Genomic DNA, 15185 nt, shown 5'->3' with positions numbered 1-15185 from the left:
ACTTGCGTACAATTAGTTATTGTTCAAATTTGATTTACGATTGAAAAATCTTTGAACTTTATTTTCGGGTGTTTCATGTTTAATGTCGAATGCTTCAAGAATCATTTTAAATTGAATTAAACCATCATCATAATCTTCAACTTCATATTCCAATTCATAGTCTTGATAATTTAAATAGTCACTTTTATCTAAGACGAGTAAATTGCCTTGAACTTCTTTTTCTAAACGTGAAGTAGTCAAAGCACCAAGAATCACAAGCTGATTAACGTCAACATTCATTTTATTTAATTGTTCGGTGATTTCTAATGGTAAATCATTCGCGACTAATTCTTTATTTAGTTCGGGTATAACATGTGTTTCAAAATTATATTCCATCAAGCCAACTTCGGCAGGTACCTTTAAGGTCATTTCATAGTAATCATCTTTTACGCGTATTCTCAATGCAGACTTATGCGAGCGTAAATCAAATTGCTCAGTATCTATATAATAGTTTGTCTGACTGAAGGGTTGCATCTCTGGGAAATACTTATTATATATAGATTGGTACTGTGATTGAGATAATAATTGTTTGAATTCAATTTCATTGTTAGTTGCCACGAGAAACACTCCTTTTAAGCATATAATGATTTATTTTAAAACACTTACGACATAATTTAAATTGAACTGCATTTTAAAATTAAAAATACTTCAGGTATTATGCTAAATTGTTGTCATAACATTAGACTTGTAACGTGTTATGTACGATAGAATTATGTTAAAATGATGGAGAATAAGGAGGAACAAGCATGCGTATTTATGTAAATGAAATTAAAGTAACAGAAGATAGTATTAATTGTTATACAGAAGCGTCTACAGAAGGTCTGGAAGAAGCAGGACAAATGCTTGTTGACAGTGATAATTATAGTTTTGCATACATCTTGGATGATGGACAATCGTATTCATATTTAATTTTTGTTCAAGAAACTTGGTCTATGCTACATGAAAATAAAGGTAAGAAAATAATAATAAATGATAAATTAGAATTACAGCAGTTCGAAAGGGAATTTAATTACATATTGGATAACATACAAGGTAATTTAAATTATGGTAAAGAGTTTGTTTCCGTTGTAGAAGATACTTTCGAATTAGAGTGAAGCGGAGTGAGGCATTATGAATCAATGGGATCAATTTTTATCTCCATATAAACAAGCAGTGGACGAATTGAAAATTAAATTAAAAGGCCTTAGAAAACAATACGAAGTAGAAGACAATGCTTCGCCAATTGAATTCGTAACCGGCCGTGTCAAACCAATGACTAGCATTATTGATAAAGCAAATAAGCGTCAAATTTCGTTTGATCGATTACATGAAGAAATGTATGATATCGCAGGATTACGCTTAATGTGTCAATTTGTTGATGACATTGAAGTAGTAGTTAATTTATTAAGACAACGTGAAGATTTTAAAGTTGTGGAAGAACGAGATTACATTAGTAATACCAAACAAAGTGGTTACCGTTCATTCCATGTTATTATTGAATATCCTATTGAAACACTAAAGGGAGAAAAGAAAATATTAGCAGAAATTCAAATCAGAACGCTAGCCATGAACTTTTGGGCCACTGTTGAACATACATTACGTTATAAATATGATGGAGATTACCCACCTGAGATTCAACATCGCCTTGAACGGGCAGCAGAAGCAGCGTTTTTACTTGATGAAGAAATGTCGGAAATCAAAGAAGAAATTCAAGAAGCCCAAAAATATTATTCTAAAAAACGCTCTAAGAAACACAATAATGACTAGGGGGTGTAATCATGCGTTATACGATATTATCTAAAGGTGATTCAAAATCGAATGCACTGAAACATAAAATGATTAACCATATGAAAGATTTTCAAATGGTTGAAGACCCAGACAACCCAGAGATAGTTATATCAGTGGGTGGTGATGGGACATTGTTACAAGCTTTCCATCAATATAGTCACATGTTATCTCGCTGTGCGTTTGTAGGGGTACATACTGGTCATTTAGGATTTTATGCGGATTGGTTACCACATGAAGTAGAAAAGTTAATTATTGAAATTAATAATTCAGAATTCCAAGTCATAGAATATCCTTTGTTAGAAATTATTGTGCGTTATAACGATAATGGTTACGAAACAAGATATTTAGCTTTAAACGAAGCAACTATGAAAACAGAAAATGGATCTACTTTAGTGGTCGATGTGAATATACGAGGTAATCAATTTGAACGATTTAGAGGTGATGGTTTATGTGTATCTACACCATCAGGTTCAACGGCATATAACAAAGCCCTAGGTGGCGCATTAATTCATCCATCTCTAGAAGCAATGCAAATTGCAGAAATTGCATCAATTAATAATAGAGTGTTTAGAACTGTAGGTTCGCCTTTAGTATTGCCGAAACACCATACGTGTTTGATAACACCTGTAAACCATGACACGATATTAACTACTATTGATCATGTGAGTATTAAACATAAAAATGTTAATGCTATACAATTTAGAGTAGCAAATGAAAAAGTAAGGTTTGCTAGATTTAGACCATTTCCTTTCTGGAAAAGAGTACATGACTCCTTTATCTCTAGTGAGGAAGATGAGTAATGAAATTCACATATGATATTGAATTTCCAGAATTGGTAAGAACATTTTTACAAAAAAATCACTATTCTAAGCGGACTATAAGCGCCATTAAACATAATGGCGCTTTAGTTGTTAACGGACAGCCAGTTACAGTCAGAAAGCAGTTGGAAATTGGCGATGTGCTTCAAGTTCATTTAGGGCAAGAAACGCCAAGTTCGAATTTGCTGCCATTTACGGATAGATTGAATATCTTATATGAAGATGAATATTTACTTGTTGTATCGAAACCTGCACTTCAAAATTGTGCACCCTCGAGAGATCATAAACATTTGAGTTTAGTCGAACAAGTATTAGGATATTTTAAGCAGTCATCCCTCTCAATTACCCCTCATATCGTTACTCGGATAGATCGGAATACATCTGGCATCGTTATTTTTACCAAACATGGATTCATACATCATCTAATGTCTCAAACACAGGTTGATAAGCGATATTTATGTATATGCCATGGTAATTTGAAAAGTGAAGGCTTAATTGATGCACCTATTGCAAGGGATCCATCTAGTATTATTCAACGCCAAGTCAATGTGAAGGGTAAAGAAGCGAGAACACGTTTTAAATGCCTTCAATATTCTGAAGATTATAGTTTGAGTGAAGTACATTTATTAACTGGTAGGACACATCAAATACGTGTGCATTTTCAACATATAGGACATCCAATCGTGGGCGATGATTTATACGGAGAAAAGCATCCAATATATACACATCAATTATTACGCTGTGTACGTGTATCTTTTATTCATCCAATTACGTATAAAAAGCTTGAAATAAATGATGATTATAGCGCAATAGAATCTATATTTAATATGATATAATTTTTAACATTCATGGAGGTGGGGCCATTGGCTAATGAAAAGGATTCAATCACTTTAGAAGATGAACAAGTATATGATCAAGCATTGCTAGATAAATTGTTGTTTGAAAATCATATCGATGAATTCAGAAAAGAATTCTTAGCGATGCATACATATGAACAAAGTGAATACTTTGAAGACAGTGATGAAGAAATTCGACAAAGAATATTTGAAGTATTATCACCAGAAGAAGTAGCTGATTTCTTTGAGCAATTAGAAATTGACGAAGATGAATATGAATCACTTTTTGACACTATGGATGCCGAATATGCGAGTAAAGTGCTAGAAGACATGTCTTATGATAATGCTGTAGATATAATGAATAAGTTATCTAAGCAAAAAATTGTTAGCTTGCTCACATTAATGAAACGTGAAGATGCTAAAGAAATCAAAGCATTACTACACTACGAAGAAGATACTGCTGGTGGTATCATGACGACAGAGTATATTTCTTTAAAAGCGACAATGCCAGTTAAAGAAGCAATGATGCATGTAAAAGAACAAGCACCAGATGCCGAAACAATTTATGTTATTTTTACAGTGAATGATAATAAACAACTCGCTGGTGTACTTTCGTTAAGAGACTTGATTGTGGCTGAAAATGATGCATATATAGAAGATATTATGAGTGAACGTGTAATCAGTGCAAATGCGGCAGATGATCAAGAAGATGTTGCTCAAAAAATGCGAGATTATGATTTTATTGCTATGCCTGTAGTAGATTATCAAGATCATTTACTTGGTATTATTACTATCGATGATATTTTAGATGTTATGGATGAAGAAGCTAGCGAAGACTACTCACGCTTAGCTGGTGTGTCAGATGTTGATGCAACCAATGATTCCATTATAAAAACAGCTAGAAAACGCTTGCCTTGGTTAATCATATTAACATTTCTAGGTATGATTACTGCCACAATTTTAGGCTCTTTTGAAGATACTTTATCGCAAGTGGCATTATTAGCTGCCTTTATTCCCATTATAAGTGGGATGTCAGGTAATTCTGGAACGCAATCGCTTGCCGTTTCTGTGCGTAATATTTCAACTGGTGAAATTTACGAGCAAAGTAAATTCAAAGTAGCATTGAGAGAAACAGGAAGCGGATTTTTAAGTGGTTTAATTTGCTCAATATTGCTATTTTTAATTATAATAATACTTTATGGTCAACCAATATTAGCAGTGATTGTTGGCGCTAGTTTGACGATAGCAATGACAGTCGGTACATTAGTAGGCTCAATGATTCCGTTAGTTATGGATAAACTGAAAATCGACCCCGCAGTGGCGAGTGGACCTTTTATTACAACAATTAACGATATTGTAAGTATGTTAATTTATTTTGGTTTAGCAACGTCATTTATGGCTTATTTAACGTAGGAGGGTTATATGGAATTTCTATCGCTTGTTGTCGTTGTATTAGCGGCATTTTTAACACCAATTTTAGTCAATAGACTACGTGTTAGTTTTTTACCTGTCGTAGTTGCTGAAATATTAATGGGGATCGTCATTGGTCACTCATTTTTAAATTTAGTAGAACGCGATGCGATGCTTAATATTTTATCCACTTTAGGATTTATCTTTTTAATGTTTTTAAGTGGTTTAGAAATAGATTTTAAAGCATTTAAAAAAGATAAAAGTTCGACTGCACAAGAAGAAAAATCTAAAAAACAAGAACCTGGGCATTTACAATTAGCAGTTATTGTATTTATGGCTATTATGATTATTTCAATTGTATTTGCTTATATGTTTAAATGGTTTGGTTTAATTGATGATGTCTTACTTATGGTAATTATTATTTCAACAATTTCATTAGGTGTAGTAGTACCAACTTTAAAAGAAATGAACATTATGCGTACTACAATAGGACAATTTATCCTACTTGTTGCTGTATTAGCAGATTTAGTGACAATGATATTACTTACAGGTTATGGTGCGATACATGCTTCTGGTAGTACATCACTTTGGTTAATTGGTAGTTTAGTAGTATTTACGCTAATCTTTTATTTCTTAGGAGGCATCTTCAAGAAAGCGCAGTTCCTACAAATGTTGATGGATGGTACGACACAAATTGGAATACGTGCAGTCTTTGCATTGATTATTTTGTTAGTAGCTTTAGCAGAAGGCGTAGGAGCTGAAAATATACTTGGGGCATTTTTAGCAGGTGTCGTTGTATCACTCTTAGGTCCAGATGAAGATATGGTAGAGAAGTTAGACTCATTTGGTTATGGTTTCTTTATTCCTATATTTTTTATAATGGTAGGGGTAGATTTAAATATTCCAGAGTTAATTAAAGAACCTTCGTTATTATTAATAATACCCTTTTTAATATTAGCATTTTTAATTTCGAAATTAGTTCCTGTGTTTTACATACGTAGATGGTTTGATATGAAAACTACAATTTCTTCGGCCTTTCTACTAACTTCAACATTGTCTTTAGTAATCGCATCGGCGAAAATTGCTGAACAATTAGGTACTATTTCTAGTGAAATATCAGGTATTTTAATACTAAGTGCAGTTATTACATGTGTATTTGTACCTATTGTCTTTAAAAAGATGTTCCCAATGCCAGATGAAGCAACAAGACAAATTGAAGTTAGCTTAATCGGTAAAAATCAATTAACAATACCTATCGCTCAAAATTTAACTTCACAACTTTATCAAGTTTCACTTTATTATAGAAATGATTTAAGTGATAAACGCAAGCTTTCTGATGCAATTTCTATGGTTGAAATTGCAGATTATGAAGAAGAATTGTTGGAACGTTTAGGATTATTTGAAAGAAATATTGTAGTCTGTTCAACTAATGATGATGATATAAACCGAAAAGTTGCTTTAATGGCTAAAGAACGTGGCGTTAAACGAGTGATTTGTAGGTTAGAATCAAGTTCTAGTGATATTGAACTACAAAGAGAAGGCATAGAAGTATTCAGTAGCTATTTGAGTAACAAGATATTACTGAAAGGTCTAATTGAAACACCAAACATGCTTAATCTTTTAAGTAATGTTGAAACTTCATTATATGAAATTGCAATGTTAAATCATCAATATGACCAAATTCAATTACGTAATTTCCCATTCGATGGTGATATTATCTTTGTACGTATCATTAGAAATAATGAGTCTATCGTACCTCATGGTGATACACAATTACGTTATAGAGATAGAGTGATTGTAACTGGGTCTAAAGAATATGTGGATGAATTGAAACGTGAATTAGAATTTTATTATTAGTAAAAGTATAGCGTTAAGTTGAAAAAGTGTTTTTTATGTTTTGATACCTCTGACGCCTTACTTTTATACATAGGTTGAAAATATCTTTTATTCATTAGAAGGTGTAGATATTTATTAAATAAATTATATATAGCAAAAAAACTGTTTAAACAATTAAACCAATGTTAAAATAAAGGATATTGGAATTGGAATCGAGCCAATGAGCCAAAGCTTTCTGATGATTTCTCGAATCGGTTTAAAATGAAAACTTAAATAAAGGAGTTATTCTCATGTTTAATTTAGAAAATAAAACGTTTGTCATTATGGGTATTGCTAATAAACGTAGTATCGGATTTGGTGTAGCTAAAGTATTAGATGAATTAGGTGCAAATTTAGTATTTACATATCGTAAAGATAGAAGTAAAAAAGAGTTGGAAAAATTAGTAGCACAACTGAATCAAGAAACACATCATATGTACCAAATTGATGTTCAAAAAGATGAAGATGTTGTTGACGGTTTTGCGAAAATTGGCGAAGAAGTCGGAAACATTAATGGTGTTTATCACTCAATCGCTTTTGCAAACATGGAAGATTTACGTGGTCGTTTCATAGATACTTCTCGCGATGGTTTTTTATTAGCGCAAGACATAAGTTCGTACTCATTAACAATCGTGTCACGTGAAGCTAAAAAATTGATGCCTGAAGGTGGTAGTATCGTAGCTACAACTTACTTAGGTGGAGAATTTGCTGTTCAAAATTATAATGTTATGGGTGTTGCTAAAGCAAGTTTAGAAGCAAATGTCCGTTATTTAGCATTAGATTTAGGTGAAGACAATATTCGTGTAAATGCAATCTCAGCAGGACCAATACGTACTTTAAGTGCAAAAGGTGTAGGCGGATTCAATACGATTTTAAATGAGATAAAAGAACGTGCACCATTAAAACGTAATGTTGATCAAGAAGAAGTAGGTAAAACTGCAGCATACTTATTAAGTGATTTCTCTAGTGGAGTAACTGGTGAAAACATTCATGTTGACAGTGGTTATCATATCGTTAAATAATAATCAAAACACCTCTAACATGCAATGTGTAGAAATTAACATTGCACGTTAGAGGTGTTTTTTTAAACTATGAAAATGGTAAATCGATGACAAACTAAAAAGCTGAAAGGTCTTTTACATTAAAAGAATCTTTCAGCTTTTTTAGTTAAATAACAATGAAGTTTTGATTTTATAAACGAGCTAATCTTTGACGTCACTATTAGCTGCTTCAATAAGCTGTTGTCTATACCGGAATACATTACGGACGATAGATTTAATAATAGCATATAGTGGCACTGCAACAAGAATGAGTACAAAACCACCAAGGTTACCTGCTGCTAAAATTACAACAATGACTGTTAATGGATGGATGTTTAAAGATTTACCCATAACATTTGGCGTAATGACATTTCCTTCTAGCTGTTGTGCAATCAGTGTAATGATACAGACCCAAATAAATATTGTTGGACTTTGTATAATGCCAATGATTCCAGCTGGTACAAATGCCATCCAAGGGCCTAAGAACGGAATCATATTGGCAAGACAGGCAAACATAACAAGTAATAATGTATAGTTAAGTCCTAGTATAGAATAACCAATATATAAAATGACACCTAAAATAATACTTACAGTTACTTGACCTTGAATATAAGATTTAACTGTTTCATTTAAGTCTTTTAATAATTCAACTACGAATACTTTTCTATCCCCTTTAAATAATCTTGCAATAAAAGGAATGAATCTTTCGTGGTCTTTTAGCATATAAATTAGGAAGAATGGCACCATGATAAGTAGAAACATAGTAGAAATAAATGATGTCACAAACCCTAATGAATTAGATAATATACTAGTAGCGCCATCGCTCATTGATTTAATCATATTATTAATTCTGTCTGTTACATCTGCTGGTAATCTTTCCATTTGATCTAAAGCAAAATTAACAATGCTTTGAATTTCATTTTGTAGAGCTGGGATTTGTTTAATTAATTTTGAAATTTGATCTATTATCAGCGGTGCAATATAACCTACAAAGCTGCTTATAATAATAACTAACGCAATCAAGATAATTGTTATACTACCCCAACGTGGAACTTTGTATTTTTCAAGAATTTTTTGAAAAGGTAAACAGACATAGAATAAGAAGCCGCTAAGTAACAGTGGTAACAATACCGATTGAATAATAACAATAAATGGTGTGAATACACTATGGACTTCCATTACTAATTTGATAAGTAAAAACAGGATGAGCAAGGCAACACCTGTTCTAAACCAAACCTTATTAAGCATAGGACTTTTCCTCCTAAAAAATCGTATTTGAAGTACTATTCAGTATATCTCAAATAGCTACAGAACAAAAGATAAAAATTGATGTCAATTTGATGAATAATTAAATCGATTCAAATAACTTTATAGAATATTAAGTAAAGTCACATAATGCATTAAATAGTGTAAAATTATTTTAATGGAGAATTTAAGTCATTAAAAATTTTTATTATTAATTCACAATCGAAAATATATAATTTGTGAAAAAGATAACTTATGAAATGCGTTGCGCGGAATATTTTATATGTGTATAATGATAAAAAATATCATTATACATAATGGTACAACAAGGGGGATACGTTATGTTAGAGAGTTTACTTACGTGGTTGTATGATATTGTATGGAGCAAGCCTTTAGTCTATGGTTTGTTACTTACGGGGGTATTATTTTCATTTATGTTACGCTTTTTCCAAGTTAGACATTTTAAAGAAATGATACGTCTAATGTTTCAAGGGGAGAAATCACCTACAGGTATATCCAGTTTCCAAGCGATTGCACTATCATTAGCAGGTCGTGTAGGTACTGGTAATATTGTAGGGGTGTCAACTGCCATATTCATTGGTGGTCCTGGTGCAATATTCTGGATGTGGGCATCAGCATTTTTAGGAGCTGGTAGTGCATTTATTGAATCTACACTCGGTCAGATTTATAAAAGGGAAGAAAAGGGGCAATACCGAGGTGGACCAGCATTCTATATCGAATATGGTATCAAAGGTAAACTCGGTAAAATTTATGGTTTAATCTTTGCTGTAGTAACAGTAATTTCAGTAGGTTTATTATTACCAGGTGTTCAATCCAACGCAATTTCTAGTTCAATGAAAAATGCGTTTAGTTTTGATCCATGGATAGTCGCAACAATTTTGGCAGTATTAATTGCTTTAATTATTTTCGGTGGTATTAAATGGATTGCAAACGCTGCAACAGCAGTTGTTCCGTTTATGGCAATTTTATATATTTTAATGGCAGTTGTTATTATATTTATTAATATTGAACAAGTTCCAGCGCTATTTGCTTTAATATTCAAATCTGCGTTTGGGTTTGAAGCAGCATTTGGTGGGATCGTTGGGGCAATGATTGAAATTGGTGTTAAAAGAGGTCTATATTCCAATGAAGCAGGTCAAGGGACGGGGCCACATGCTGCGTCTGCAGCAGAAGTATCTCATCCAGCTAAACAAGGTCTAGTACAATCATTCTCAGTATATATTGATACACTTTTTGTGTGTACGGCAACAGGTTTAATAATTTTACTTTCAGGTACATATAATGTCACTGGTAATGCTGACATGTCAGACGGTAAATCCAGTTTGATTAAAGATAATGGTGTTTTTGTAGAGATGTCGAATGGAGATAAAGATTACTCTGGTACAGCAATGTACGCGCAAGCTGGTATTGATAAAGCTTTCCAAGGAAGTGGTTATCAATTCGATCCTGCATTCTCAGGAATAGGGTCATACTTCATTGCGATTGCACTATTCTTCTTTGCCTTTACAACAATATTGGCATATTACTATATTGCTGAAACCAATATTACGTATCTAACTAGAAAAAGTTCGAAAAAAATGACTTTTGTTTATATTAATATCACTAGAACTGTTCTCATTGCAGCTACAGTGTATGGTGCAGTTAAAACTGCTGACTTAGCGTGGATGATGGGTGATTTAGGTGTAGGTATGATGGCTTGGCTAAATATCATTGCTATTTGGATATTGCATAAGCCTGCAATTAACGCTTTGAAAGATTATGAGAAACAGAAGAACGACCTTGGATCAGGTAAAAAAGCAATTTATAAACCAGATCCTAAGAAATTACCTAATGCTGTCTTCTGGCACAAAGATTATCCTAAACGCCTAAAAGAAGAAAATTTTGAGGAATAACTCAGTATTCAATTTATAAAAATTAAGTTGAAATATTTTAAAATAATGCGTCTCTTGGTACAATGTCATTAAGACTACTAGGGGGCGCATTATTTATGTATGATTTTCAACCAGGAAGAATTAATAAAATTAGTTTTCCTAGCGAATTATTAGAAAGAGATGTCACACTATCTATTTACTTACCAAAAGATTTTTCGGAATTATTTAAGTATAAAGTTGTATTTTGTTTTGATGGTTTAGATTTTTTTAGTTTTGGAAGAATTCATAGAAGTTATGAAAATCTACGTGAAACGAATGAAATTGAAAAAGCAATCTTCGTTGGCTTTCATTATGAAGACGTTGATAAACGCCGTGCTGAATTTCATCCACAAGGAGCGCGTACGCATTTAACAGTTAAAGCGGTAGCGAACGAAATTTTACCTTTCATTGATCGAACGTTTCCTACATATAAAGTAGGTAATGCGCGTATATTACTTGGAGATAGTTTAGCTGGAAGCGTAGCCTTAATGACTGCTTTATCTTATCCAAGAATTTTTAGTCAAGTCGGTTTATTAAGTCCACAACATGATGAAGTGATTCAGACTTTAATTGAACGATGTCAATTTCAAGAACAGTTAACAATATGGCATGCTGTTGGTTTAGAAGAAGAAGACTTTGAGTTACCAACAAACGGTAAACGTGCAGATTTTCTAACGCCTAACCGTGAACTGAAATCCATTATTGAAGCAAATAACTTCACGCATCATTACATAGAGTTTGAAGGCGGCCATAGATGGAAATCATGGAAGCATTTACTCGATGATTTGCTAAAGTATTTTTTGTCAGATAATATTTCATTTTAATAATCTGAATAAAATTTAGTTTAAAGTAACGAATTTTTCAGAAATTTGATATAATGTAGTTATGTTAAACAAAGGAGGAATTTAAATGATTTTAGGATTAGCATTAATTCCGTCAAAAGCGTTTCAAGATGAAGTGAATGCATATCGTAAGCGTTATGATGCTCACTATGCGTCAATTATGCCGCATATCACGATTAAGGGGCAATTTAAAATAAACGATAGCGATTTAGAATCTGTCAAAGAGACAATTAAATCTAGACTTGAGGGTATACCAGCAGTTGATGTTCATGCAACAAAAGCATCGAACTTCGCGCCGATTACCAATGTCATTTATTTTAAAGTTGAAAAAACTGAAACTTTAGAAAAATTATTCTACAAATTTAACAATGGTGATTTTCATGGCGTGCCAGATCACTCATTTGTACCACATTTCACAATTGCGCAAGGACTAACAAGCCAAGAGTTCGAAGATATTTATGGACAATTGAAATTAGCGGGTATTGATTATAAAGAAACAATTGAACAACTTTCTTTAGTTTATTACGATGAGAAAGATGAAAAATGGAAAGTATTAGATAACTTTAACTTAGCTTAAATAATGCCCATTAGTAGCATCTATGATTGCTTACGATAAAAAATGGAATTAAAGAGGAGTCACTAACAAATTGTTAGTGACTCCTTATTTTGTGATTATAATCTTTGTGAATATGTTATGAGTTAAGGTGATATTTTTTATTTCTAATAAAGTATATGCCATAGAATATAGCTAAGAATAAGAATAATAATGCTGAGAAATAAAACGTATTATTTACAGAAGCTGTGAATTGGGTGATTAAGCCACCGACAAGCGGACCAATCATTGAACCAAATCCTTGTACACTGTTAAATACGCCCCAAGTCTCTTCTTGTTCATCTATATGTATATGGCTTGCCATAAATGTGTTCCATGCAGGTAGTAATATACCATACATCAGACCAATAAAGATTGCCAATATCCATACAAGTGCAATATCTGTAATCAGTGATAGACCAAATATCATTATCGTATATAATATAAAACCACCAAAAATGACGCAGTACATAAATAATGTGCCATGTTTATCAATGACTTTTGATAAGAAAAGCATTGAGATTGCACAACCAATACCGCCAAATACAAGTGCCATAGTATATTCTACTGTAGATACACCGACAACTTTTGTTGCATATGTAGGTAGGATAGGAACTAATGCTGTGATAGAAGCACCTTGTAATAAAATACCTGGGAATAAAATTAAATGACGTTTTGTCACATCTACGATTTGACCTAATTGTTGTTTAACTGGTCGAGTATTATAATTCGTAAGTCTTATCTTCACGAAGTAATATAAAATCCAAGCAATTAGTACTACTAACGCCATCATAAATGCAAATTTCGTCGGATGGAACTTGAAGATAAGATTCATGCCCACCATACCGACAAGTAAACCGAGGAGCCATGAAAAATAAACATATCCCATTTGTTTGCCACGATTTTTCTCATCGACACTTGCAAGCATAATAACCCAAATAGGACTAACAGCTATACCAAGTAGTACTGCACTGATAATTAGAACAATCGGAGAAGTCGGGAACCAAATGACTAAGAACAAGCTTCCGAATGCAAGTAGGAAGCCTAATGTGAGTACGAGTTTCGTGCCTAATCGTTTAAGTAAAAAACCAATCACGAAGTTGGTTGTTGCATCAGCTATAAAATGAGCAGAAATAGCGATAGATGTAATACCTACCGCAATTGAGGTTGCTGTTGGAAGTAATGCTAAGTAACTTAATATATACATGCCTCGGGCAAATTCCATTAAGAACAAAATTACTAACAATATTATAAAGTTTTTACTTGAATGATAATTATCTTTATTTAACGAAGAGCTTTGCATATAAAGGAACCTTTCCGTAAACTTCTTCATAGCGAGATGAATGATCTAGTAAATTTAACAAGTCATTACACAACTTGTAGGTTGAATATGGAATTCGAGATTCATTCATTGACTGAGTCATTTCTGCTATTTTTGATGGTGTATTTGTTAATGTTGCCACCTGTTGAATTGCTTCTTCAGGTGTGTCAGCAATCAAACCAAATCCTTTTTCTTCAAAGTAATTTGCATTCTCTAACTCTTGACCTGGAGCAGGATTTAAGAAAATCATAGGTGTTTGACGTGTCAAGGCTTCGGATATTGTGATGCCGCCTGGTTTAGTAATCATCAATTGGCTTGAAGCCATCCATTCATTCATCTGCTTAGTATAGCCTACGATAAGTACGTTGTCGTAATTTTTAAATTGTGCAGATAACGTACGTTTCAATTCTTTATTTTTACCACAAATCATTACGACTTGAGAGTGAGGACTTCGGTTTAATATTTCTTGTATCATTTGATCGAAACCTTTTGATACACCAAAGGCACCTGCAGACATGAGTATTGTTGGTTTGTCAGGGGCTAAATTATTTTGGCGTAGCCACGATGTTTTATCAATTTCCTCTTCGAATTTATCTGCGATAGGGATTCCTGTAACTTTTATCTGGGATTTAGGAATACCTATGCTAGCAAACTCATCTTTTAAATCTTCTGTAGCTAGATAATATCTTTGAGAATGAGGAGTTATCCAGTTCTTTTGCATTCTATAATCTGTCATCACAGTTGCAATAGGAATGTTCATATCAAATTGTTCTGTTAAAACAGACATTACTGGTGTTGGGAAAGTAAGCAAGATTAAATCAGGCTTTTCCTTTAACAGTAAATTTATTAATTTATTAAGTCCATAGTATTTATAGAAACATTTGTCTAATTGGTCGGGACGACTATAGTAAAATGCTTTGTACATATTTCTGAAATATTTAAAACTGTTAATGTACCACTTTTTACATATAGAAGTCAGTATTGGGTGAGCTTCTAAAAACAAATCATGTTCAATAACTGTTAAATTGTCTAGATTCATTTCGTTAAACTGGTTCACTACACTTTGAGTAACCTGTAAATGACCATTACCAAAGGATCCAGTAAGGATTAGTATTTTTTTATTTTGAGTAACCATTTAAGCCACCCTCCAATAGTATAAATTTAGCTCATGCTAAGTTTAACGCATTTCTTTGACATGCGAAAGAAAAAACATAATTACTGAAGATTATATCATTTTACATACTGATATGAAATGATTCATACTGAATTCAGAAATATGTATGCAGTAAATCAAGTCATTGTATATTAATACATTACCACGCTTAATATAAATGTATGCTTGAAAAGTAAAAATTAAGTGAATATATAGAAAGCATTAACAAATTAGTTACATAAATTTAACAAAGGAATTCAAAGCTAATTTAAACTCAAAAAAATCATGTGATTTTCCTGTTATAAAAGCACATATA

14 protein-coding genes are annotated in these 15185 nt (G+C 32.6%); 10 read left to right on the top strand and 4 right to left on the bottom strand.

Going from position 1 to position 15185, the window contains the following annotated elements; genetic code table 11:
• Nucleotides 1-12: 12 nt before the first annotated feature.
• Nucleotides 13-597: a CYTH domain-containing protein gene (locus tag PYW44_RS09150; RefSeq protein ID WP_002508095.1), complete on the bottom strand. Its 585-nt coding sequence runs from the start codon at nt 595-597 to the stop codon at nt 13-15.
• 188 nt (nt 598-785) lie between these two features.
• On the opposite strand from PYW44_RS09150, the gene PYW44_RS09145 reads away from it, so the two are divergent.
• The 7 genes from PYW44_RS09145 to fabI all read left to right on the top strand — a co-directional run bounded on the left by PYW44_RS09145 (nt 786) and on the right by fabI (nt 7767).
• Nucleotides 786-1133 (top strand): UPF0738 family protein, encoded by a 348-nt coding sequence (locus PYW44_RS09145; RefSeq protein WP_021339499.1) that lies wholly within the window; start codon nt 786-788, stop codon nt 1131-1133.
• A 16-nt stretch (nt 1134-1149) separates the two neighbouring features.
• Complete coding sequence (yjbM, locus tag PYW44_RS09140; protein ID WP_002508093.1) at nt 1150-1785, top strand: GTP diphosphokinase; 636 nt, start codon at nt 1150-1152, stop codon at nt 1783-1785.
• Between the two features lie 11 nt (nt 1786-1796).
• Entirely contained in the window at nt 1797-2606 is an 810-nt protein-coding gene (locus PYW44_RS09135) for an NAD kinase (RefSeq protein WP_002508092.1), read from the top strand.
• Nucleotides 2606-3460 (top strand): RluA family pseudouridine synthase, encoded by an 855-nt coding sequence (locus tag PYW44_RS09130; protein ID WP_002508091.1) that lies wholly within the window; start codon nt 2606-2608, stop codon nt 3458-3460. Before PYW44_RS09135 ends, PYW44_RS09130 begins: the two co-directional genes overlap by 1 nt.
• Before the next feature lie 27 nt (nt 3461-3487).
• A complete protein-coding gene (mgtE, locus tag PYW44_RS09125) occupies nt 3488-4873 on the top strand; it encodes a magnesium transporter (RefSeq protein ID WP_021339500.1) in 1386 nt (461 codons plus the stop codon).
• 9 nt (nt 4874-4882) lie between these two features.
• Nucleotides 4883-6727 (top strand): monovalent cation:proton antiporter family protein, encoded by a 1845-nt coding sequence (locus PYW44_RS09120; RefSeq protein WP_002508089.1) that lies wholly within the window; start codon nt 4883-4885, stop codon nt 6725-6727.
• Between the two features lie 269 nt (nt 6728-6996).
• The gene (gene fabI / locus PYW44_RS09115; RefSeq protein ID WP_002508088.1) at nt 6997-7767 is read left to right on the top strand and encodes an enoyl-ACP reductase FabI; all 771 of its coding nucleotides are present in this window, start codon (nt 6997-6999) and stop codon (nt 7765-7767) included.
• Nucleotides 7768-7947: 180 nt separating this feature from the next.
• Here the strand turns inward: fabI and cozEa are convergent, their stop codons facing one another.
• The gene (gene cozEa / locus PYW44_RS09110) at nt 7948-9033 is read right to left on the bottom strand and encodes a lipoteichoic acid biosynthesis protein CozEa (protein ID WP_021339501.1); all 1086 of its coding nucleotides are present in this window, start codon (nt 9031-9033) and stop codon (nt 7948-7950) included.
• A 338-nt stretch (nt 9034-9371) separates the two neighbouring features.
• Here cozEa and PYW44_RS09105 point away from each other — a divergent pair, with 338 nt between their 5' ends.
• The 3 genes from PYW44_RS09105 (at nt 9372) to PYW44_RS09095 (ending at nt 12380) form a co-directional block, all read left to right on the top strand.
• Nucleotides 9372-10943 carry an alanine/glycine:cation symporter family protein gene (locus tag PYW44_RS09105; RefSeq protein ID WP_021339502.1) on the top strand — a complete coding sequence of 524 codons (1572 nt, stop codon included), beginning with the start codon at nt 9372-9374 and terminating at the stop codon, nt 10941-10943.
• Nucleotides 10944-11038: 95 nt separating this feature from the next.
• Nucleotides 11039-11785: an esterase family protein gene (locus PYW44_RS09100; RefSeq protein WP_021339503.1), complete on the top strand. Its 747-nt coding sequence runs from the start codon at nt 11039-11041 to the stop codon at nt 11783-11785.
• An 85-nt stretch (nt 11786-11870) separates the two neighbouring features.
• Complete coding sequence (locus PYW44_RS09095) at nt 11871-12380, top strand: YjcG family protein (RefSeq protein WP_002508084.1); 510 nt, start codon at nt 11871-11873, stop codon at nt 12378-12380.
• A 115-nt stretch (nt 12381-12495) separates the two neighbouring features.
• On the opposite strand, the gene ltaA is transcribed toward PYW44_RS09095, so the two are convergent.
• Both ltaA and PYW44_RS09085 read right to left on the bottom strand, forming a co-directional pair.
• Nucleotides 12496-13698 (bottom strand): lipoteichoic acid biosynthesis MFS flippase LtaA, encoded by a 1203-nt coding sequence (ltaA, locus tag PYW44_RS09090; RefSeq protein ID WP_021339504.1) that lies wholly within the window; start codon nt 13696-13698, stop codon nt 12496-12498.
• The gene (locus PYW44_RS09085) at nt 13676-14851 is read right to left on the bottom strand and encodes a diglucosyl diacylglycerol synthase (RefSeq protein ID WP_021339505.1); all 1176 of its coding nucleotides are present in this window, start codon (nt 14849-14851) and stop codon (nt 13676-13678) included. Before PYW44_RS09085 ends, ltaA begins: the two co-directional genes overlap by 23 nt.
• Nucleotides 14852-15185 lie beyond the last annotated feature (334 nt).

The sequence above is a fragment of the Staphylococcus equorum genome, assembly GCF_029024965.1.
Classification (GTDB): domain Bacteria; phylum Bacillota; class Bacilli; order Staphylococcales; family Staphylococcaceae; genus Staphylococcus; species Staphylococcus equorum.
Note: the sequence above shows the minus strand (reverse complement) of the source record. Positions and strands in the feature narration are given on the sequence as shown.

What these genes read in the sequence shown, in the direction of transcription:
- PYW44_RS09130 (WP_002508091.1), top strand. Translation starts at nt 2,606, where the DNA reads ATGAAATTCACATATGATATTGAATTTCCAGAATTGGTAAGAACATTT.
- PYW44_RS09095 (WP_002508084.1), top strand. Translation starts at nt 11,871, where the DNA reads ATGATTTTAGGATTAGCATTAATTCCGTCAAAAGCGTTTCAAGATGAA.
- yjbM (WP_002508093.1), top strand. Translation starts at nt 1,150, where the DNA reads ATGAATCAATGGGATCAATTTTTATCTCCATATAAACAAGCAGTGGAC.
- PYW44_RS09120 (WP_002508089.1), top strand. Translation starts at nt 4,883, where the DNA reads ATGGAATTTCTATCGCTTGTTGTCGTTGTATTAGCGGCATTTTTAACA.
- PYW44_RS09105 (WP_021339502.1), top strand. Translation starts at nt 9,372, where the DNA reads ATGTTAGAGAGTTTACTTACGTGGTTGTATGATATTGTATGGAGCAAG.
- ltaA (WP_021339504.1), bottom strand. Translation starts at nt 13,698, where the DNA reads ATGCAAAGCTCTTCGTTAAATAAAGATAATTATCATTCAAGTAAAAAC.
- PYW44_RS09145 (WP_021339499.1), top strand. Translation starts at nt 786, where the DNA reads ATGCGTATTTATGTAAATGAAATTAAAGTAACAGAAGATAGTATTAAT.
- PYW44_RS09085 (WP_021339505.1), bottom strand. Translation starts at nt 14,851, where the DNA reads ATGGTTACTCAAAATAAAAAAATACTAATCCTTACTGGATCCTTTGGT.
- cozEa (WP_021339501.1), bottom strand. Translation starts at nt 9,033, where the DNA reads ATGCTTAATAAGGTTTGGTTTAGAACAGGTGTTGCCTTGCTCATCCTG.
- PYW44_RS09100 (WP_021339503.1), top strand. Translation starts at nt 11,039, where the DNA reads ATGTATGATTTTCAACCAGGAAGAATTAATAAAATTAGTTTTCCTAGC.
- fabI (WP_002508088.1), top strand. Translation starts at nt 6,997, where the DNA reads ATGTTTAATTTAGAAAATAAAACGTTTGTCATTATGGGTATTGCTAAT.
- PYW44_RS09135 (WP_002508092.1), top strand. Translation starts at nt 1,797, where the DNA reads ATGCGTTATACGATATTATCTAAAGGTGATTCAAAATCGAATGCACTG.